The sequence below is a fragment of the Acinetobacter sp. NBRC 100985 genome, from assembly GCF_000241225.1.
GTDB lineage: Bacteria > Pseudomonadota > Gammaproteobacteria > Pseudomonadales > Moraxellaceae > Acinetobacter > Acinetobacter venetianus.
On the sequence record NZ_BAEB01000033.1, the window covers coordinates 60,566 to 80,589 of the forward strand.

Sequence of the window (20,024 nt, forward strand, 5' to 3'; positions counted from 1 at the left end):
TTAGTATTAAGACTAAAGTTGTGCAGTCCAATGTTTTATAAAATATTAAAGTGATACTATGAATGGACATTGCATTAATATCGCAATTTCAGGTATAAGTTTAAAAGTTTCAGATGAATTAAAAATAGAACTTAGAAAAACAATACCGAATGAATTTGGAATTAACTGGATTAATATTGCCGATCCAAATATAGACTTATTATTAATAAACGAAAATTTTTTTGATACCGAAGGTATCCAACGTATTATCGAAGAAAAAAATTACCATGCTTAAAAGTTTCTAAAGCTCAAGGTGCTTGCAACATTGAGGAAAACAACACACTTTATTTGCCATTCCAACAAACCGATGCTTTAAAAAACTGGATTCATCTTCGACTGCTTAGCTATTTGTCACATCAACAATCACAACAACCTAAAGTAAAAGAAGAGGTTTCGACACATCATGTTGTAAATGAGAAATTTCTTAACGACATGTTAAATCCTGAGAATGCTCGGCTACATCTTTTTGATGATCATGGCACGCTAGCAATTATTGATACACGCAGCCAAATTGCTTGGTTGGAGCCGACGAGAACACAAACTCAAACCAATCATAGCTTCAATTACAGCTTTGCAACGACCTCTGACTTTACCAAAGTGTCTCGTAAGGTTGAGTACGACCTACAAGATTGGTTATGGAATCTTTTTTGGCATTCTTTGGAGTTTCAGCAACTCGCTCCTAGCGAAAATGAATGCTTTAAAATCGAATATTGGCCACAGCCCGCTCAAAGTGCTGATCGCAAAACAACGCTTTTACTCGCAGCATGTTTTATACAAGGAGCTCAACTCTCTCAAGTCGCAACTCAATTAAAACTTCCTATTCAAACGGTTCAACAATTTATTGCTGCCTGCATTGCATCCAATAACGGCGGTATTATTTCAGCATCAGACAGCCATTATTTAAAATCAGAAACAGATGAACAATCCGCTGAACAAAACGGCTTTTTAAATAAATTTTTCGGCAAAATCAGACGCCGATTTGGGCTTTAAGGAATACTATGATTCTCCAACAATATAAAATCGTATTTGCAGGAAGCATGGGTGCAGGTAAAACTGAAGCAATTAAATCTCTCTCTGAAATTCCTGTACTTGCGACCGAAGCATTCAATACAGATAGTCAGGCTCATAATAAAATGCAAACTACTGTTGGCATTGATTATGGTGAAATTACATTGGACGACGGCGCCAAAATTGGATTGTATGGCACGCCTGGACAAGCGCGTTTCGACTTTATTTGGCCAGTGATTTGCCAAGGAGCTCTTGGTGCAATTATTCTAGTTGATCATAACAGTACAGTCCCTCTCGAAGAACTTGAAGGATATTTAGATACATTTAAAGACTATACAAAAAATATCTCGATTGGTATTACTCATGTAGATGAGAACAAAGGACAACCAATTTCAATTTATCGAGATTGGTTGATCCAAAATGACTACCAATACCCTTTATTTTTTATTGATGCTAGAAAACAAGAACACATTTTGCTGATGGTTGAATCACTTATTGCAGCACTTGAAGTGAATCTTAGAGCAACAAACTAATTACTTTATAAAAGAGAAAAATTATGTTCAGCATTCCAAGTCAACAACGTACAGCGCCAACTGAACTTATCCAATTGGCTAAAGCTCAAGCCAATGAGATCATCACCAATATCCGTGGGATTGATTATATTATGCTCTGCTCGACCGATGGCTTTGAGCTGACTTCTATCTATAAGAAGAATCCATATAATAGTACTAAACTCGCTGCGGTGAGTAGTTCTATTTTGGCAATGGTGAGCGCGTTTTTAAATGAAATCCAGCTGACTGGCTGCCAGAGCATTACGTTAGATGCTGAGAATGGAAAAGCGATTTTAACGTCCATTCCCGCCCCACATCATCCAATGGTAATGGTAACACTCAGTAATAAAGATGTTTTGCTCGGTCAATTACTTTACAGCTTAAAGCAAGCCAGTGCTGCGATTGTTGCTGCTGATCAAACATAACACTTTTTTCTTTATTATTAAGAACCGACAGTGGTCAAGGCTGTCGGTTTTTTCATTCTTGCTCGTTATAAAAGTTCTTTTCAATTTTCTGTAACAACACCACTTTTCATAAAATTTAAAACAAAAGATTGATAAACTCACATTTCAATGATTTTCATTAAAGAAAATTATTGAGTATTTTTTTCTTTAAAAATAATATAAAAGCAAAATAAATCACAATAATAGTAAAAAACAATAATTATTAAGCAATTAGTTCAGATGAGTGGTCAAAAATTTACATGAATCAGAAACAAATTTTCACTAATATAAATTTCGAACAAATAACAATCATCATTTTTTCAATAATGAATATTTTATAACTTTGATTGTTCTTTGTTCATAGACTTTATGCACTATGGAGAGAGAAAAATGAAGCTGAAGAGCTTAAAACTAGGCGCAGGGGTAGCGTTAATGGTGAGTGGTTTTGCAATGCAAGATGCGCTCGCTGATTCTTATGTTTTTGTCACAAATACCACACCACAAACTGTATCAATACAAGTCAACCATACAGGGACTGATATTTTAGAACAAGGAAATGAATGGGCTCAAGAAGCCACTCAAATTGCACCTTATGAGACTAAACGTGTTCTGCGTATGAACCGTTATACAGGTTTAAAGTCAGGTAAAACTTATAATTTTGATACTGTTGTTACAAGTGGTAATTCACAAGTGACGTTAAAACAAACTATGACTGGCACTTGGTCTGGTAGTTCAATTAAACATGGTATCCAAACAGCATCAACGACTTCTCCTTGGTATTCTGATCGTGATGTACATCGTATCAATACCAACTATGCTGGCTTATCAGCTCAAGCTGCTGTAAAGGCTGAATATACAGGTGGTTATGATGATTTCCATTACACGATCCACCAAAATACTGTACAAGAACCAGTCTCTGCGAGTGCAGATGAATTAAAGGTATTGACGTATAACATTTACGCTTTGCCAATGGTTGCGAGTAAAATTAGTGAACGTTTGGCAGAGCTTCCAAATCATCTAAGTGGTTATGATGTGATTATGATGCAAGAAGCATTCGCCTCTTCTCGTACGGGTATGTTAAATCAACTTGCACAACAGTATCCATATCAAACACATATTCCTGTAGGTTCAGGCTATAACCTATTTGATAGTGGTTTAGTTATCGTGAGCCGATACCCTATTGTAAAAACAGCACAATTGATTTATCCAGATTGCACTGGAACGGACTGTTTTGCTGATAAGGGCGTACTATATGCTGAGATTATTAAAAATGGTAAGGCATACCATGTGACATCAACACATACCGCATCATTTGATACGGATGAAGCTCGTGCGCTACGTCAAGTTCAATTCCAACAAATCCGCCAGCTTGTAAATCAGCAAAATGTTCCAAGTTTTGACGCTGTCTTGATGGGTGGTGACTTCAACGTCAATAAATTGTTATGGCCTCAAGACTATCAAAATATGTTGATGAACCTCAATGCAACCGCAGCTCCAAGCACAGGCTATACGGCATCAACTTTTGATCCTCGTGTCAATAAATTGGCTGGTGCAGCAGGTTCAGGTGGTACAGCTGTCGAATACCTCGATTATATCGTTGCGTCAAATACACATCGTCAACCGATCCAATCACGCAATGATGTTCGTATTTTACGTACGACTGCTGACCCACTTTATATGACTTGGGATTTATCAGACCACTTCCCTGTAATGGGACAATTTAATTACAGTCCTTAAACTTCGGAAAACGGTATGAACAAAAGACTATTACTGACAATAATTATTGTTTTAGTGGTCTTGGTCGGGATTGTAGTTTGGAAGAGCACCGCCTCTTCCGCTGCAATCCAGCAAACCAAATCCACAATAGCTTCTACAGATTCATCACAACATTCAACGAATGAGACGATGCAAAATCAAACTCAGGATGAACTTCTTCAAGAATCTTTATCAAAACAATTACATCTATTGCAGCAACAACCAGGAAATATCACTCAGTTCTTAACTGATTTTCAAGCAAGCTGTAAAGTTCAGGATTGCAATGCTGCGCTTGCCAAAGCTTTAGCCAATTATCCTGATCAAAAATTTGCGCATTTAGTTGAAAATTTATTACAGCGTATGCCGCAATATGAACAACAAATGCAAAGTACAGTTCTCTCAACAAGCTTATCGCCTAAGGAACGCTTTAATCAGATCTGGAAACTAAGAGAACAAACTTTAGGACAAGCCGAAGCCAAACTTGGTTTTGGACAAGAACGTCAATATGCAGATTACCGATTTGCTTACAATGACTTGGTAAATAATTCGAGCCTTAGCACGGAACAACGTCTTAAAGCCTTTGATGAATTACAGCAACAATATCCAGATGCAGTTCAACAGGAAAGTAAAATTGGCATATATGAACAAGCGTTACGTTTGCTCAATCAAAACTCAAGTAATCCTGCTGAAACAGAACGATTAAAGCAGACTTTACAAGAGCGTTATTTAACCAAACAAGAACAAGTTGATATGCAACTTAAAGAACAACGTGAAGGCCAACAGCAGCAAAAAGTTGATCAATATCAACAAGCATTAAAACAATTACAACAAGATATGGAGCCATTAAAAACTCAGCTTTCAAACACTGAATGGCAACAGCAATATGAAACACGATTAGAAAATTTAAGACTAAAAATGTTTCCTTAGCTTTCGCGCCATCCAGTCATTTGGATGGCGACTATTTCGCCGCATTCCATTTTTTCCTATACTGCTAATATTTGATAAATTAGCTTGTGATATACCGATCATATCTTTTTGGAAATCAATGGAATGAATTACCCCAAATTTCAACATGACTTAAATATCGCATTAGAATCAGAAATCTTAGGTGAATTGATTTTTATTAATGCAGCAAAGCATTGTCGTAATAATGAGCAACAACATAAGTGGCAAGTTTTGGCCCAATTAGAAACTCAAACCTTACACAAATTACAGCAATTTCTGATTCAAAATAGTCAAACAGCAAAAATTCGACCACATATTAGATTACAAGCCAAAGCCTCTGGTATTGCGATGGCAAAACTTCCTTGGAAAGTTGCAATGCATTTGCTTAAACAGGGTACAAAACCTTTTATGCAAACTTTTGAGCGAATGAATCAACATGCGGATACTCAAACTCAAGTGTTTCTTCAATATTTACTAGCGCATGAGCAAGCTCTAGCAGAGTTTGCAACTCAAGAATTAAAAGGTAACTCCAGCAACTCCTTAAAAGCAGTAGAGAAGCTATTAAAAAGCTAGGTCTAGCCTAGCTTTTTAATTATTCGCTTTTATGTAATTGAGACATTCAACAACAATTGTCGTTTTTTCACTTGCTGCCCAATTTGCCCGATCAACTCATCCACAACCCCATCCACATCCGACTTGATTTGTTGCTGGATTTTCATGGCTTCCAAAATCAATAAGGTTTGCCCCTTAACAACCGTGTCTCCTGCATTGACCAATAGATTCACAATTGCTCCATCCATCGGTGCACGAATTTTACCATCACCCACCACTTCAGCAGCTTCAGGCGCGGCATAAGTGATATTTTCAATCACTAAATTACCATTTGCGGCATCTAAATAGAGTTGATTGTGATCAAGTACATAACTCAATTTACGGCGCACACCATCTACGTTATAGATGATCTGAATATCAGTTATTTCTACAACCTGAATCGTACAGTGTTGATCACATAAGCGCACGGTGACTTGCTGCTGATCCATCTCGACTTGTAGTGACAATTGTTGATCTGCACATTTCAACTTTAATGGTAACGGCGTTGCAATACCTGTTTGCCATGCTGTTTTTAAAGCCTTGTGTCGTACAAATAATGTTGCTGCAATCGTCAGACATTCAATGCTTGGAACTTGTTGATGCAAGCTCACATCATCCTGAAAATGCTGTTGGATAAATGCGGTATTGGTATCGCCAGCCACAATAATAGGGTGACGTAATAAATTCACCAAAAATTGTTTATTGCTATTTACACCAAGTAGTACGCAATCATCTACTGCACGCGCTAATAAACGAATCGCATCTTGACGGGTTTTACCATAAGCAATCACCTTCGCTACCATTGGATCATAAAACGGACTGATTTCGCCCGCCTCTAACATACCATGATCAATACGAACATTCGGTAGCATTCCATCAGAGCCAGCAGGTTGCCAACGTAATACTTTGCCTGTTTGCGGCAAAAAGTCCTGACGCGGATCTTCTGCATATAAACGGACTTCGATGGCATGTCCATTTAAAGTCAGTTCATGTTGTTGCAGTGGTAAAGTTTCACCATTGGCAACACGGAGTTGCCATTCTACCAAATCCAATCCCGTAATCATCTCAGTGACAGGATGTTCAACCTGTAAACGCGTATTCATTTCCAAGAAATAAAATTCGCCAGATTGATCCAACAAAAATTCAACCGTTCCCGCGCCGATATAATCACAAGCTTTCGCGGCAGCAACTGCTGCTTCACCCATTTTTTGACGTAATTCAGGCGTCATTACTGGACAAGGTGCTTCTTCGACAACCTTTTGATGACGACGTTGAATCGAACAATCTCGTTCAAATAGATAGACATAATTGCCATGCATATCGCCAAAGACTTGGATTTCCACATGACGCGGCGCAATCACGGCTTTTTCAATAATCAGCTCACCAGAACCAAAGGCATTTTCTGCTTCTGAACGTGCTGTTTTTAATGCCTCTAGTAAATCAGCAGATTGATGAACCAGTCGCATACCGCGACCACCACCACCCGCTGAGGCCTTAACCATCAAAGGAAAACCAACTTTTTCAGCCTGCTCAGCCAAGTATTCAATCTCTTGCTGATCTCCCTCATAACCCGGAACACAAGGAACACCTGCTTCAATCATGGCAATTTTAGATAAGCGTTTACTCCCCATCAAATGAATTGCAGCAGCATTTGGCCCAATAAAAGTGATGCCATTGTCGCTGCAAGCCTGAGCAAAATCGGTATTTTCAGACAAGAAGCCATAACCCGGATGTACGGCATCTGCGCCTGTTTTTTGACACGCAGCAATAATATTGGCAATCGATAAATAAGATGCTGAAACTTTAGATTCACCAATATAAACCGCTTCATCAGCAACCTGAACATGACGAGCATTGGCATCGGCATCTGAATACACAGCGACGGTTTGATAACCCATCGCTTTAGCGGTTTGCATCACACGAACAGCAATCTCACCACGATTTGCGACTAAAACTTTTGAAAATTTCATTATTGTTCAGTCCAAGTTGGTAAACGTTTTTGAATAAATGCCATCGTACCTTCCTGCCCCTCTACTCCACCGACTGCTTGCGCAAATTGCTGTGCAGCGTCATCAAGTAAAGACTCTAAAGGTTCGTTCAAAGTACGATGTAACAGTGCTTTGGTATTTCGGGATGCCAACGGCGCAGCACGTTTGATGTGTTGAATGGTCTCACTGAGTAACTGCTCAAGTTCAGTTTCATCATGTACCACATCATGCACAACCCCTAGTTTCTGTGCAGTTTCACCATTAAAGCGTGAACCTAACAATGCCAAACGACGTGCTTGAGTCAGTCCAATTCGTTTCACCACAAACGGTGCGATTTGTGCTGGCAAAACACCTAAACCAGTCTCAGGCAAACCAAACTGTGCTGTATCTCGACTCATTGCAATATCCGAAACACAGGCTAAGCCAAAGCCACCACCAAGCACAGCACCTTCCAAAACGGCCACTACCGTTTGTGGAGCCTGATCGACCTGCTCAATCATCGCACCAAAGCGACGATTGAAGTCCACATAAGGTTGTAAACTGCCGACATTGGCTGCTTCGAGACGCAATGCCGCCATATCTTTAATGTCACCACCTGCACAGAAATGACCACCTTGACCTCGCAGAATGACAGCGCGAATCGAAGTATCATTCTCAATATGGGTAAATACCTGTTGAATGGCATTGACCATATTTAAACTCATGGCATTACGGCTTTCAGGTCGATTGAGCCAAAGTGTTAAAATGCTGCCGTGTTGTTCAAGTTGGATGCTGTCATCAACCTGTAGATCAGTAAGAGAAGTTGAAAGTGTCATTTTTCTTCTCCTATTTTATTTCTGTTTCTTCGGCAAAATATCCATCAATTTACAGATGATTCCGAGCATGATTTCATCTGCACCACCACCAATTGAGCCTAAACGACCATCACGATAAAGTTGTGACGCTGGGTTATCCCACATAAAACCATTTCCACCCCAGTACTGTAAGCAACTATCAGCAACTTCACGAGTTAAACGTCCTGCTTTGAGTTTCGCCATCGACGCCAACATGGTGACATTCTCGCCTGCGATGTGTTGCTCACAAGCTTGATAAGTGAGTGCTTTGAGTGCTTCGACCTCGGTCATCAACTCAGCAAAACGGAAATGCACATACTGATTGTTAATGAGCGGCTGACCAAAAGTAGTACGATCTTTTGTGTAATCAATGGTTTGTTTTATCACATTTTCCAAACCACCAATGGCATTGGCACATGCCCACATCCGTTCTTCTTGGAACTGCATCATCTGCATCATAAAACCCATGCCCTCAGCACCGACTAAATTGCGCTGTGGTACACGAACATTGTCAAAATAAACTTGAGCTGTTGTCGTTGAACGCATACCCAATTTATTGAGCGGTTCTGAAAAACTGATCCCGGCAGTTTTAGCAGGAACAATAATCATCGATTTATTAACATGCGGTTTGTCATCTGAGGTATTGGCAAGTAAACAAAAGAAATCTGCTTGTAGTGAATTAGTGATCCACATCTTACTGCCATTAATGATGTAATCATCGCCATCTTTTTTTGCTGTCGTTTTTACTGCTGCAACATCAGAACCAGCATGAACTTCTGACACGGCAATCGATGCCACATATTCACCACGAATTGCAGGATTTAAAAACTCATCTCGTAATTCCTGACTGCCAAAACGAGCTAGTGCAGGTGTTGCCATATCGGTTTGCACCCCAATGGCCAATGGCACACCACCACATGCTGCACGTCCTAACTCTTCTGCCACCACAAGGTTATAAGAATAATCGAGACCTAAACCGCCATTTTCCTCAGGCTTACAAATACCTAATAAACCTAAATCGCCCATTTTTTTAAAGACTTCATGAATAGGAAAACGCCCTGCTTCCTCCCATTCAGGAATAAATGGATTGAGTTCATTTTCTACAAACTGACGTGCTGTACGGCGTAATGCATCATGCTCTGCGGTAAATTTCATTGTTTTTTCCTTAAATTTAATTTCATAAATCCCTCTCAGCCTCCCTTTTCAAAAGGAGGAGTCCCCCTCTTTTTAAAGAGGGGTTAGGGGAGATTTCTTAAAATCTCGACACACCAAAACGTGTTGGATTTAACTCACGTTGCTGTGCTTCATAAATGGTCTGTAACAAGAAGATCAGAACCTTACGAGTATCTCGTGGGTCGATAATGCCATCATCATGCAACATTGCAGTATTGAACAATGCCGTTGATTGTTGTTCTAATTTCATGGAGGTGCTTTGCTCAAGGAAATCTAACATTTGTGGATTTGGTTCCATCCCTGAAGCTTTTTGTTTCCCCTCAGCAACGATCCTTAACACCTTGCCCGCTTGCGCCGCACCCATCACAGCAACATGTGAGTTCGGCCAAGCAAAGATAAAATCAGGCGATAAACTACGCCCACACATGGCATAGTTGCCTGCGCCATAAGAACCAGCGATGACAATAGAAATTTTCGGCACGGTGGCGTTGGCAACTGCCTGAATCAATTTAGAGCCATGTTTGATAATTCCATTTTGCTCAGCATCCGTTCCAACCATAAAACCAGTGGTGTTATGCAAGAATAAAAGTGGTCGTTTAGTCTGTTCACAAAGGTGAATAAATTGTGCAGCTTTGACCGCACCTTGCGGCGTAATTGGACCATTATTGGTAATAATACCAATATGCATTCCGCCAATTTTCGCCCAACCACAGATCGTTAAAGCATCGTATTCCTGTTTAAATTCTAGAAAGTCAGAATCATCAATAATACGAGCCACGATCTCTTTCATGTCGAGAGGCTGTTTTGGATCTTTAGGAATGATGCCAAGCAATTCTTCAGGTGCGAAACGCGGTTCTTTATAATTTTGATCTAAACGAGTGGTTTGTTCCTTCCAATTCAAATGCTCTAAAATCTCACGAGCAAGTCGAATACCGTCGGCATCATTTTCAGCTAAATACTCAGCAACACCTGATACTTGGGTATGCATTTCTGCACCACCGAGTTCCTCAGCCGTGGCAACTTCACCTGTTGCCGCCAACAACAATGGCGGACCTGCCAACAACATTTCAGTTTGTTTGCGAACTGCAATCACATAGTCCGATAAACCGGGTTGATACGCGCCGCCTGCAGTAGCATTACCATGAACAACTGATATTTGTGGAATCCCTGCCGCAGACATGCGTGCCTGATTGGCAAAGGTCATGCCCCCATAGGTAAATACTTCAGCAGCATAGTTGAGGTTCGCACCACCACTTTCAGTCAACGTGACAATCGGCAATTTTTGTTCCAGTGCAATTTTTTGTAAGCGCAAGGTTTTCTGTACACCCATCGGTGACATGGTGCCGCCTTTGATTGCGCTATTACTGGCAGTCACTAAAGCACGAACACCACTGACAAATCCAATTCCTGCAATGATGCCACCACCCGCTTCTGAGCCATCTTTATCATCATGCATGTTGTAACCGACAAGACCACAAAGCTCGACAAAGGGAGAGTCTGCATCAAGTAGTAAACGCACTCGTTCATGCGGTAGAATTTTGCCTTTCTTATCAAATTTCGGCTTTGCCGCATAAGATTTATCAATACTTTTTTGCTGAACCGCACGGACTTCAGCAAGTTGTGCTAATAAAGCCTCTCGATTTTGTTCATATTGTTCGCTACCCACCGCAATTTCAGATTGGAGAATGCTCATTTTTCTTCTCCATCTGTTTTAAATATGTCTGGTATAAATGCGCGATGGAAACCATTAAAAGCCTCATTGTTTGTTGCATCTGCCAATGGATACATGCGTGTCCCTTGCGAAGCAGCACCATCAATACGTAAAGTCACACCTGAAACAAAAGCCGCTGCATCAGAAAGTAAATAACAAATTGCTGAAGAAATCTCTGATTCTGTTCCCATGCGTTTTAATGGAACATTGCCCGCTAAACTTGGAATGATCACTTTGGCAAAATCACCACTGTAGTTATCCATCCCAGATGAGATAATCCATCCCGGTGCAACCGCATTAACACGTACACCTGATTTCCCCCATTCTACTGAAGCCGTTTTAGTTAGGTTATCGACACCCGAACGTGCTGCACCTGAATGTCCCATTCCCGGCATCCCCCCCCACATATCTGCGGTCATGTTGACGATACTGCCACCATGTTTGACCATCCACTGGTTATAAGCTTCACGCATCAAGTAAAATGTTGAATGTAAGTTGTTACGAACAACAGCATCAAAGCCATTCGCAGAAATATTCTCTAATGCAGAAGGAAACTGACCACCCGCGTTATTCACCAAACCATCTAACTTGCCAAACTTTTCAATCACTTCAGCAATCATGTTTTTGACTTGTTCTTCATCACGGTTATCACAGACGATGAAATGGACTTTGCCACCATCTTCAATAATTTCTTGGCTGACTTTTTCTAACTTTTCGATTTTTCGCCCAGTAATCACCACTTGAGCACCCAGAGATGCCAGCTCATGTGCAGTACAACGGCCAATACCAGAGCCTCCTCCTGTGACAATCACAACTTTGTCAGCAAATGCATCTGTCCTGAAAATTGATTGATAACCCATTTGATTTACATCCCTTACTTATTTTTCTAACAATTTCGCTGGTACTTTTATTGGCATATCTAACAATTGCTGAGCAAATGCCTTGCCTTGTGGATCAATACGTAAACTAGCGATACCACCACCGCCTAAGGCATTTTCCAACATGAAATTCAGTGCGTGCATAGCTGGCAATTCATAGCGAATCACTTTTGATTTCTCTGGATCGAGAACATGCTGCATATATTCAGCGACAGCCTGCTCATTCAAAGCAGCGCGAATCCACGGCAAATATTCTACTTTGCGCGCTATCACGCCAATATTGCTATGATTGCCTTTATCACCACTACGCGCATGTGCAACTTCAACTAAAGCAACCTCAATTTCATCACCCTGATAAACTGCGACCTCACCCACAGAATGTTGAGCAAATGCTTGATCGGCAGAACCTGTTGGGATCTGAACTGGATGTCGTTGCCCTGCAAAATCCACTTCAACCTTAATTTGATCTTTATCAATTAAGAAAGAGAACAACTTCACGACTGCCGAAGCTTTAGGACGCCCACCAACAATCCCAGCCAATGCAGGCGCCATCCCTGTTGAAGCCTGTGCAATTTCTGAAGCAAAGAACATACAGGCTTCTTTAAACATATGTTTGATCGCAATTTTGACCACAACTTCACGGCTTTCTTGAATTCGAGAATGAGATCCATAGGTACTTTCGATACCCAAAATTTCGATAGATTTTTCACTAAAAGGCGGCACAGAACGTAAGGCCAAAACGCGTTCACATTTGTTGATAATGGCATCAGCGATAGTCTGTGCTTTTTCAGGTGCTTCACGCCCAGCAATCAAAAAACTCACTAACACACGATAACCATCGGCATAAGTGGCACTAACTTTATATTGTTGTGTTGGTGCTCGACCTGTTGCACCAGTCACCTTGACTCGATCTTCATCAATTTGTTCTAAATGCACTTGGCTAAAATCAGCCGTCACATCAGGAAGTAAATAAGCCTGCGGATTGCCAATTTCATATACAATTTGTTCTGCCACCGTTGCATTTGAAACCAGTCCACCTGTGCCTTGTGGTTTCGTCACAATAAATGAAGCATCTTCACTGACTTCGACAATTGGAAAGCCCATATTGTCGAAGCCTTGCACTAAACGCCAATCGGTGAAATTCCCACCTGTACATTGAGCGCCGCATTCAATGACATGTCCTGCCAATGAACCTTGTGCCAACTTGTCATAATCATCAAGTGACCATTTGTATTCATGCAATAATGGGGCAAGCACAACCGCCGAATCAACCACACGCCCAGTAATCACAATATCAGCACCTAAATCTAGTGCATCACGAATCGCAACAGCGCCTAAATAAGCATTACTGCTGGCTACATGTGCAGGCAAAGGCTCACCATTAAACATTTCTTGCACATTTTGCGTGAGTAACTCGGAATGTTTAGGTAATACATCGTCACCTAGAACCACAGCAACTTTTAAATCCAAGCCTTTTTCATTGATAATTTTTTGTAAAGCATCACGACAAGCCAGTGGATTCACCCCACCAGCATTACTGATTACTTTTATTTTTTCTCAGCAATTTTATTAAGCAGCGGCGACATGACGCGACTAACAAAATCTAGTGCATAACCATAATTTGGATCAGTCATCATCGCTTTTGTCATAATCGACATGGTGATTTCTGACAAATAATCAAAAACTAGATAATCAATGTCACTCAAATGCACGAGTTGAAATGCAGCAGTATTGGTATCGCCCCAAAATCCTGATGCACAGCCTATTTTGATTACCCTCTGCTCATCCTGTTTGACCCTTGTCATGCGCTTTCTCATTGTTATTGCTAAAAACGACTTAACATTACCAAGCAAGTGCTTGGTTTGTAAAGTACATAATGATATGCTGTATTGGCAAAATGAAACAAACACAGGCAAATGCTTGTTATAAAAAGATAAGACAATTCTTGAAATGAATTTTGTTACAATACACTTTAGATGAGACGGGATAGAAAAATCGGCATGATCGCAACTTCAATTGAGCAAATACCCAAAATTGTTTGTTTTGATGACACTCCACGGGGGCGTTTATTGCAAGGTGCTGCCTATCTGTTTTACAAACAAGGTTATGACAAAACCACAGTACGCCAACTCGGTGAATTTATTGGTATCCAATCTGGCAGTTTATTTCATCATTTCAAAAGTAAAGATGAAATTCTTGCAACCGTGATGGAACAAACCATCATTTATAATTTTGCCCGTTTAAAAGAAGCAGCTGAACGCTCAAATGATCCTGAACAGCAATTACGTCATTTAATTAAAGCTGAATTACTTTCGATTGCTGGCGATACTGGCGCAGCCATGGCGGTACTTGTGCATGAATGGTTTGCCCTTTCTAAAGAAAAACAAGATTATCTTTTAAAAATGCGCAATGAATATGAGCAAGTTTGGCTCGATGTCATTGAGAAATTACGCGTACTCGGTAAAGTTAAACATGATGCTTTTATCTGGCGTCGTTTAGTTGGTGGTTCTATTTCTTGGACTGTGACTTGGTATCGACCAGAAGGTAAAGTCAAAATTGATGAGTTGACTGAAATGGTTTGGGAAATGGCGATTAAATGAGTGCTATCTATTTACGCAAACCTCAACCAAATGATTTAGCAGAAATTAAACTCGCCTATCAAAATAGTATTCAACTTCATCAACCTTGGACTTATCCACCAACCGATTTTGAACAATATCTCACTCAAGAACATCGTTATTTTGTCTGTTTAATAGAAAATGATGTCATTGTAGGCACTTTTAACATCTCAAATATTATTCGAGGTTATTTTCATTCTGCCTATTTAGGTTATGAAGCCTTTTATCCTTATGCAGGACAAGGCTATATGCGACATGGGCTTCAACTGGTTCTAAGAGAAGCATTTCAAACACTGAATCTACATCGACTAGAAGCTAATATTCAACCAGACAATCTGTCCTCTATTCGCCTTGCCGCAAATGCAGGTTTTGTGAAAGAAGGCTTCTCTCGCCAATATCTTCGAGTCGGTGGAAAAGCATGGAAAGACCATGAGCGTTGGGCAATTTTAAATACAGATTGGACAGATCAAAAATATCAAGCCTTCTAAAAACTACTTACATTTTAATCACGACATAACTTAACGTTTAGCCCATTCATTCTATTTGCGTTTGCCTAAAAAACTGCTATTTTTCAGAAACATCAATGATTATAAAAATGCAAAAATGAATCCAGTCCAACATGCCAATATTTCGGTGAAACGTCGTGGGGGCGAGCTTGAAGATTATATTGATATTCACGCTTTGATCGACAGTACCAAAATGCTATGCACTGACAATCGCCATCGTATCTTGCATACTTTTTGGGGCGTGCAAGAAGTGATTATTCCGATTTTTGGACACCACTTTGAAAATAGTGCTGGGAATAGCATAGAAGTTAAAGACCTTTGTGAAAAAGATCATTTGCTGGTCGATTTCCACCATCGTTTTATTCCAACGATCGGAGACTTTGTTGCAGCAATGCAGGATATCCCCTCAGATGGACTAGCGAAACGCCTAGAGAAATTCCACGCTGATGTTATTGATGACCCAAAGCTGTCAGCTACATTACTCTCTCCATTATCAGTGACCGGTCAATTAAAGTCCTTACTGATTACGCACAATAGTTGGTTTATTAATACCATTTTGCCAATGATGGGAAAAAGCGAAGCCAAGTTGATTGATTTTGATATCAGTCCAGACTTCTTTTTCAATCCAATGCGTTTTGAACTGTGGATGGATAATGGGATGGCCGCACCACCGAGTGCAGTCAAATTGCAAGAATTAAAAACTAAAATTGCTTAACTTAAGGGGAAATAAAAATGAGTAATATCCAATACTTGATTCGTCAAAATGATTTTGCTTACAACGATGAATGGCATCTGACCAATTGCGTTTCAACTGGGTCAATTAAACAGATTTATACGGATAAAGCAGAAGCGGAAAAGGCATACAAAGCTTTGGTTGTCGAAGGCTTATATTATGATGAACTATGTAACTATGACATCGGTAATGGCGAAGTAAATGATGAAATCTACGAAAAACTTGAAGCTTTAATTTTAGAAAAAACAGGAAAAACTTTTAATATAGATGATGGTGAAATTCCTAAACTCAATGAAGATGATGCTTTCGAGTTTGCCAAAATTTCAGGTATTGTCTGGTATCAACTCTTAGAAATCGATGCGACACAACCTTGCTATGTGCTTTGGATCAACTCTGAAGAAGACTATTTCACAGGTTATGAAACTGGTAGCATTATTTCGAGTCAAGATGAGAACTTTAGTGATGTGTCGTGGGAAGCCAATATTTATGCGATGGACTATGAATTTGAAGCTTTGATGGACAAACCACTTGCAGAGTTAAGCGATAGTCCACTGTTATTCAAACAATTCATCGAACAAACTTCGGATATTCGTTACGATGTTGAGAAAGACAGTATCGAAGGTATTGCACTTGATAACATAAAGTTTATTGATATCAAAACGCTGAATTCATTTTTGAAACAACCCATCTTTGAAATCCGTCAGATCTCTTTAGAAGAACTCGCTGAACTAGAATAAACTTTAAATAAAAAAGTGCGGTGTATTATCCGCACTTTCAATGATGTATTGAATAGTTTTAATAACCCAACTGCTTACTAATCAAATCTTTCATGATTTCTTCCGCACCACCGCCAATCATGTTGACCTTCACTTCACGATAAATACGTTCAGACTTCGTTCCACGCATAAAGCCCATACCACCCAGTGTTTGAACGGCTGCATCCGCACAAAACTGCATAGTACGAGTCGCAACATTCTTAAGCATAGAAATCTGAGCAACGAGATCAGCACCCTGCAATTGAGGCTGCGTCATTTTCCAAGCTGTTTCTTCAAGCAAAGCTCGTGTGGTTGTCAATTGAGTTGCCATATCTACTAATTTATGACGAACGACTTGATGATCAACTAAACGCTTACCAAAAGTCCTACGTTGTTGAGCCCAATCTAAAGCCTCTTCATAGCAAACTTGTGCATAACCATAAGCCACCACTCCCAAGAAAAACCGTTCCATATTAAAGTTATTCATAATCACTTTAAAACCTGCATTCTCTCGACCTAACAAGTTGGACACTGGCACTCGAACTTGATCAAAATGTAAATGCGCAGTATCAGAAGCCCACCATCCCATTTTCTTTAATGGTGTTTTGGTAATACCGTCACTATGTGCATCGATAAGTAACATCGAGATACCTTCTGCACCTGTTTTGGTCGGATCAGTTCTAACAGCAACCGTGTAATAGTCCGCACGAATACCTGAAGTAATAAAAGTTTTTTCGCCCGACACAATATAATAATCACCATCACGAATCGCTTTGGTTTGCAATGCGGCTACATCTGAACCACCGCCAGGTTCAGTAATCGCCAATGCTGAAATTTTTTCGCCTGAAATAATATCGGGTAATACTTTGGCTTTTAATTCCTCACTACCGAAATGCTGAATCGGTGGTGCACCAATGGTATGAACCATCAAAGAAATATGCACACCACCAGAACCCGCTTTAGCCATTTCGACACCAGCTAACAGTGAGTAAAAAGGATCGGCATCAGGAATCCCACCATATTCTTCATCAAAACCTAAACCCAATAACCCAATTTCAGCCGCTTTTTTATAGAGTTCTCTAGGAAATGTTTCAGCCTCATCCCACTCATTCACAAATGGCGTCATTTCTTTTTGTACAAAACGACGGACATTGTCAGCAAAGGCTTGATGTTGTTCATTGTAATACATTGGATTTAATTGCATTTTCTGCTTCCTAGCGAGTATCGATCATTGTTTTAGAATATTTAGTGATCACTAAGGTAGCAAAACACAACAAACCAAGCAAGCGCTTGGCAAAACTCATAACTAAAAAAGATCTTATTTCTTATCATTGAATATCAAATTTCAAAGCTTATTTGATTTTTAAACGACAGCGGAAACCTCGTGTCGCATAATAAGACTGTGCACCATTATGATAAGTAAATACACGACCATAGCGGCTATCACAGAAAATTGCTCCACCTAAGGTACGAACATCTTCTGGTGTTTTTACCCAACTAGAAGTTTTCAAGTCAAAATTTTCAATTTTTTGAAACTGTCTATATTGCGCTTCAGTTAAAAGTTCAACCCCCATTGTCTCAACGACATCAATCGCATTATTTTTAGGTTTATGTTCCTTACGCGCATCCAAAGCAGCACGATCATAGCAAAGGCTTCTACGTCCTTTCGGCGTTTCAATGGAACAGTCATAAAATATAATTTCAGATGAATCAGCTTCAATCACAACGACATCAGGCTCTCCACCTGTAACTTCCATTTGATCCAGTGACCATAACTTTTCTGGCTGATGTTGTAATTGATCTTCAATATCAGGCCAAACTAAACCCTGATGTCTTTGCATATTCTGTTCAAAACGATTTTTCAATATGTCCAACAATGCTGCTGTTTGTACACTATCTAATTGTTTTTTCTTGCTCATCTTTTCTCTCTTTTTTGTTTTTTATAGCACTTTGTATACATTCACTTAAATCAAGCATACACAGGATGAATTAAATATCACTCAAATAAAAGATATTTTCGTTAAAAATACTGTTTATGTTCACAGCACCAAAGAAGATCGTCCCTATCCAGCAATATGTATCATTGTAAGTATGGCTATTTCTCGACTACACATTCACTTTTAACGAACCACTTATTTTCTTATAACCCTGACAGCTAAAATCTTTTTAATCTAACTATACCTCATAGCGAGATCAAACATATCACAGTGAAGCTACTCCCCTAATCAATCGATTGCGTGTTTTTCTCTACCTCCATAAAAGCTAGTCTTTTGATTCAAATTGGCAAATCATATAAGGCTATTGTGAAAACTCTATGCTTAAAATAAATTAGTTCCAAAAGTACTGGCATTTCTTACACTTCATTCCATTCTTATAGAAAAACAATGGAAAGCCAATCAACAGAAAAACTAAATACGCTGGCTTCTTTCCTTGTGTATAAGGCTCTACTTCCGTACTGCCACATTGAGGGCAACTAATCTGTTCAGAACCAAGAATTTGATCTACATCTTGACTAAAATCTTGAGCAAGAATACTTTGAGCTACACTTAGATGCTCTTGAGGTACAAGTAAACGAACACCGCCGAGCGCGTTAGAATATAACCAATCCATATTGATTGTATGTTCATTTTCAATACGTGCAGGAATCGCCATCGCCTCGAGCTGAGTCTTTGCGATTTGAGCCTCATAAGGAAAAGAATAGATTTCAGCGACGACCCAATTCATATAAATATCTAATATCAAAAAACTAAATTTTAAGCTCAATGAGTAAAAAGATATGTTGTATAAACTTATTCAATTCATCTATATCTTTGATTAATTTATGAATTAAAAATTATATTGTCTATTTTACAATTTTATTGACATAGTCATTCTTTAAATTTAAAAATTAATACTCTTTTATAGATCTTCCCATGTAGCAACAATCTATTTCGCAGTAATAGACCAAACATTTTTCCCAACCCATTCAATATTATGAGTAAACATTCTTTCATTATGTCCATAACTACTCCATGGATCAAAAAATAAGAACTCATCATAGCGCCACATAAAAGGATTAATTGAAATATCTGTTTGACAAGGAATATTGAATTCTAATATCCCCTGATAAATTAACCGAAGTCGAAATGGAGTTTCCTCGTAGTCTCGATGATCTTTTTTTATTAACGTAAGAATTAAATAAGCTGATTCTTTTCCAAAATCAATAATTTCAAAATTATCTAATTCACAATAATAGGGAGCTGTTGAACCACTACCACCATACCACCAGTCAGATGCAAGGAGAACTAGTAGACTTTCAGGTAATTTATTTTATTTGTCTTTAAATATTCATCATATGCTTCAAAAAGATATTTTGGATTACCTATATGATCTAACTGATCACTTAATTTATAAACCATTATTTGCTCTTTAAATGCTATTTGTTTTATATATGAGCAAAATATACTACAACTATGCACAATATTTTTCTTATTCCACTATGTTTTTTAATTCTAGCC

Annotated in this window: 17 protein-coding genes and 2 pseudogenes; 10 read left to right on the plus strand and 9 right to left on the minus strand. The window is 39.2% G+C overall.

The genetic code is table 11. The features are described from left to right. The first annotated feature begins 58 nt into the window (after positions 1 to 58). From ACT4_RS12555 to ACT4_RS12580, 6 genes and pseudogenes are all read left to right on the plus strand, one after another. Positions 59 to 1,029, plus strand: a pseudogene (locus ACT4_RS12555) (hypothetical protein). 8 nt (positions 1,030 to 1,037) lie between these two features. Continuing rightward, positions 1,038 to 1,580: an ATP/GTP-binding protein gene (locus tag ACT4_RS12560; protein WP_004877440.1), complete on the plus strand. Its 543-nt coding sequence runs from the start codon at positions 1,038 to 1,040 to the stop codon at positions 1,578 to 1,580. A gap of 23 nt (positions 1,581 to 1,603) precedes the next feature. Further along, positions 1,604 to 2,023: a roadblock/LC7 domain-containing protein gene (locus ACT4_RS12565; protein ID WP_007482709.1), complete on the plus strand. Its 420-nt coding sequence runs from the start codon at positions 1,604 to 1,606 to the stop codon at positions 2,021 to 2,023. A 408-nt stretch (positions 2,024 to 2,431) separates the two neighbouring features. Further along, positions 2,432 to 3,778: a sphingomyelin phosphodiesterase gene (locus ACT4_RS12570; RefSeq protein ID WP_007482711.1), complete on the plus strand. Its 1,347-nt coding sequence runs from the start codon at positions 2,432 to 2,434 to the stop codon at positions 3,776 to 3,778. Between the two features lie 15 nt (positions 3,779 to 3,793). Then, positions 3,794 to 4,723 carry a lipase secretion chaperone gene (locus ACT4_RS12575; RefSeq protein WP_034605146.1) on the plus strand — a complete coding sequence of 310 codons (930 nt, stop codon included), beginning with the start codon at positions 3,794 to 3,796 and terminating at the stop codon, positions 4,721 to 4,723. Positions 4,724 to 4,846: 123 nt separating this feature from the next. Next, positions 4,847 to 5,314 carry a hypothetical protein gene (locus ACT4_RS12580; protein ID WP_007482714.1) on the plus strand — a complete coding sequence of 156 codons (468 nt, stop codon included), beginning with the start codon at positions 4,847 to 4,849 and terminating at the stop codon, positions 5,312 to 5,314. Positions 5,315 to 5,343: 29 nt separating this feature from the next. On the opposite strand, the gene ACT4_RS12585 is transcribed toward ACT4_RS12580, so the two are convergent. The 6 genes and pseudogenes from ACT4_RS12585 to ACT4_RS12610 all read right to left on the minus strand — a co-directional run bounded on the left by ACT4_RS12585 (position 5,344) and on the right by ACT4_RS12610 (position 13,720). Then, positions 5,344 to 7,302, minus strand: a complete 1,959-nt coding sequence (locus tag ACT4_RS12585; protein ID WP_007482717.1) for an acetyl/propionyl/methylcrotonyl-CoA carboxylase subunit alpha — start codon at positions 7,300 to 7,302, stop codon at positions 5,344 to 5,346. After that, complete coding sequence (locus tag ACT4_RS12590) at positions 7,302 to 8,135, minus strand: enoyl-CoA hydratase/isomerase family protein (protein WP_007482718.1); 834 nt, start codon at positions 8,133 to 8,135, stop codon at positions 7,302 to 7,304. The genes ACT4_RS12585 and ACT4_RS12590 overlap by 1 nt, the downstream gene beginning before the upstream one ends. Before the next feature lie 15 nt (positions 8,136 to 8,150). Then, positions 8,151 to 9,308: an acyl-CoA dehydrogenase family protein gene (locus ACT4_RS12595; RefSeq protein WP_007482720.1), complete on the minus strand. Its 1,158-nt coding sequence runs from the start codon at positions 9,306 to 9,308 to the stop codon at positions 8,151 to 8,153. Between the two features lie 97 nt (positions 9,309 to 9,405). Beyond that, positions 9,406 to 11,019, minus strand: a complete 1,614-nt coding sequence (locus tag ACT4_RS12600; protein WP_007482722.1) for an acyl-CoA carboxylase subunit beta — start codon at positions 11,017 to 11,019, stop codon at positions 9,406 to 9,408. Continuing rightward, positions 11,016 to 11,897 (minus strand): SDR family oxidoreductase, encoded by an 882-nt coding sequence (locus ACT4_RS12605; RefSeq protein WP_007482724.1) that lies wholly within the window; start codon positions 11,895 to 11,897, stop codon positions 11,016 to 11,018. The genes ACT4_RS12600 and ACT4_RS12605 overlap by 4 nt, the downstream gene beginning before the upstream one ends. Before the next feature lie 18 nt (positions 11,898 to 11,915). After that, positions 11,916 to 13,720: pseudogene (locus ACT4_RS12610) on the minus strand (acyclic terpene utilization AtuA family protein). Between the two features lie 195 nt (positions 13,721 to 13,915). On the opposite strand from ACT4_RS12610, the gene ACT4_RS12615 reads away from it, so the two are divergent. The 4 genes from ACT4_RS12615 to ACT4_RS12630 all read left to right on the plus strand — a co-directional run bounded on the left by ACT4_RS12615 (position 13,916) and on the right by ACT4_RS12630 (position 16,509). Beyond that, positions 13,916 to 14,515: a TetR/AcrR family transcriptional regulator gene (locus ACT4_RS12615; RefSeq protein WP_007482727.1), complete on the plus strand. Its 600-nt coding sequence runs from the start codon at positions 13,916 to 13,918 to the stop codon at positions 14,513 to 14,515. Beyond that, positions 14,512 to 15,021, plus strand: coding sequence for a GNAT family N-acetyltransferase (locus tag ACT4_RS12620; protein WP_007482728.1), 510 nt, complete (start codon positions 14,512 to 14,514; stop codon positions 15,019 to 15,021). The genes ACT4_RS12615 and ACT4_RS12620 overlap by 4 nt, the downstream gene beginning before the upstream one ends. Positions 15,022 to 15,136: 115 nt before the next feature. Further along, a complete protein-coding gene (locus ACT4_RS12625; RefSeq protein WP_007482729.1) occupies positions 15,137 to 15,754 on the plus strand; it encodes a hypothetical protein in 618 nt (205 codons plus the stop codon). A 17-nt stretch (positions 15,755 to 15,771) separates the two neighbouring features. Beyond that, positions 15,772 to 16,509, plus strand: coding sequence for a hypothetical protein (locus ACT4_RS12630; protein ID WP_007482730.1), 738 nt, complete (start codon positions 15,772 to 15,774; stop codon positions 16,507 to 16,509). Positions 16,510 to 16,567: 58 nt separating this feature from the next. Here the strand turns inward: ACT4_RS12630 and ACT4_RS12635 are convergent, their stop codons facing one another. The 3 genes from ACT4_RS12635 to ACT4_RS12645 all read right to left on the minus strand — a co-directional run bounded on the left by ACT4_RS12635 (position 16,568) and on the right by ACT4_RS12645 (position 19,251). Then, complete coding sequence (locus ACT4_RS12635; RefSeq protein ID WP_007482731.1) at positions 16,568 to 17,731, minus strand: acyl-CoA dehydrogenase family protein; 1,164 nt, start codon at positions 17,729 to 17,731, stop codon at positions 16,568 to 16,570. A 148-nt stretch (positions 17,732 to 17,879) separates the two neighbouring features. After that, positions 17,880 to 18,446: a DUF4256 domain-containing protein gene (locus ACT4_RS12640; RefSeq protein ID WP_007482732.1), complete on the minus strand. Its 567-nt coding sequence runs from the start codon at positions 18,444 to 18,446 to the stop codon at positions 17,880 to 17,882. A 409-nt stretch (positions 18,447 to 18,855) separates the two neighbouring features. Beyond that, positions 18,856 to 19,251 (minus strand): DUF2007 domain-containing protein, encoded by a 396-nt coding sequence (locus tag ACT4_RS12645; RefSeq protein WP_007482733.1) that lies wholly within the window; start codon positions 19,249 to 19,251, stop codon positions 18,856 to 18,858. Positions 19,252 to 20,024: the final 773 nt, after the last annotated feature.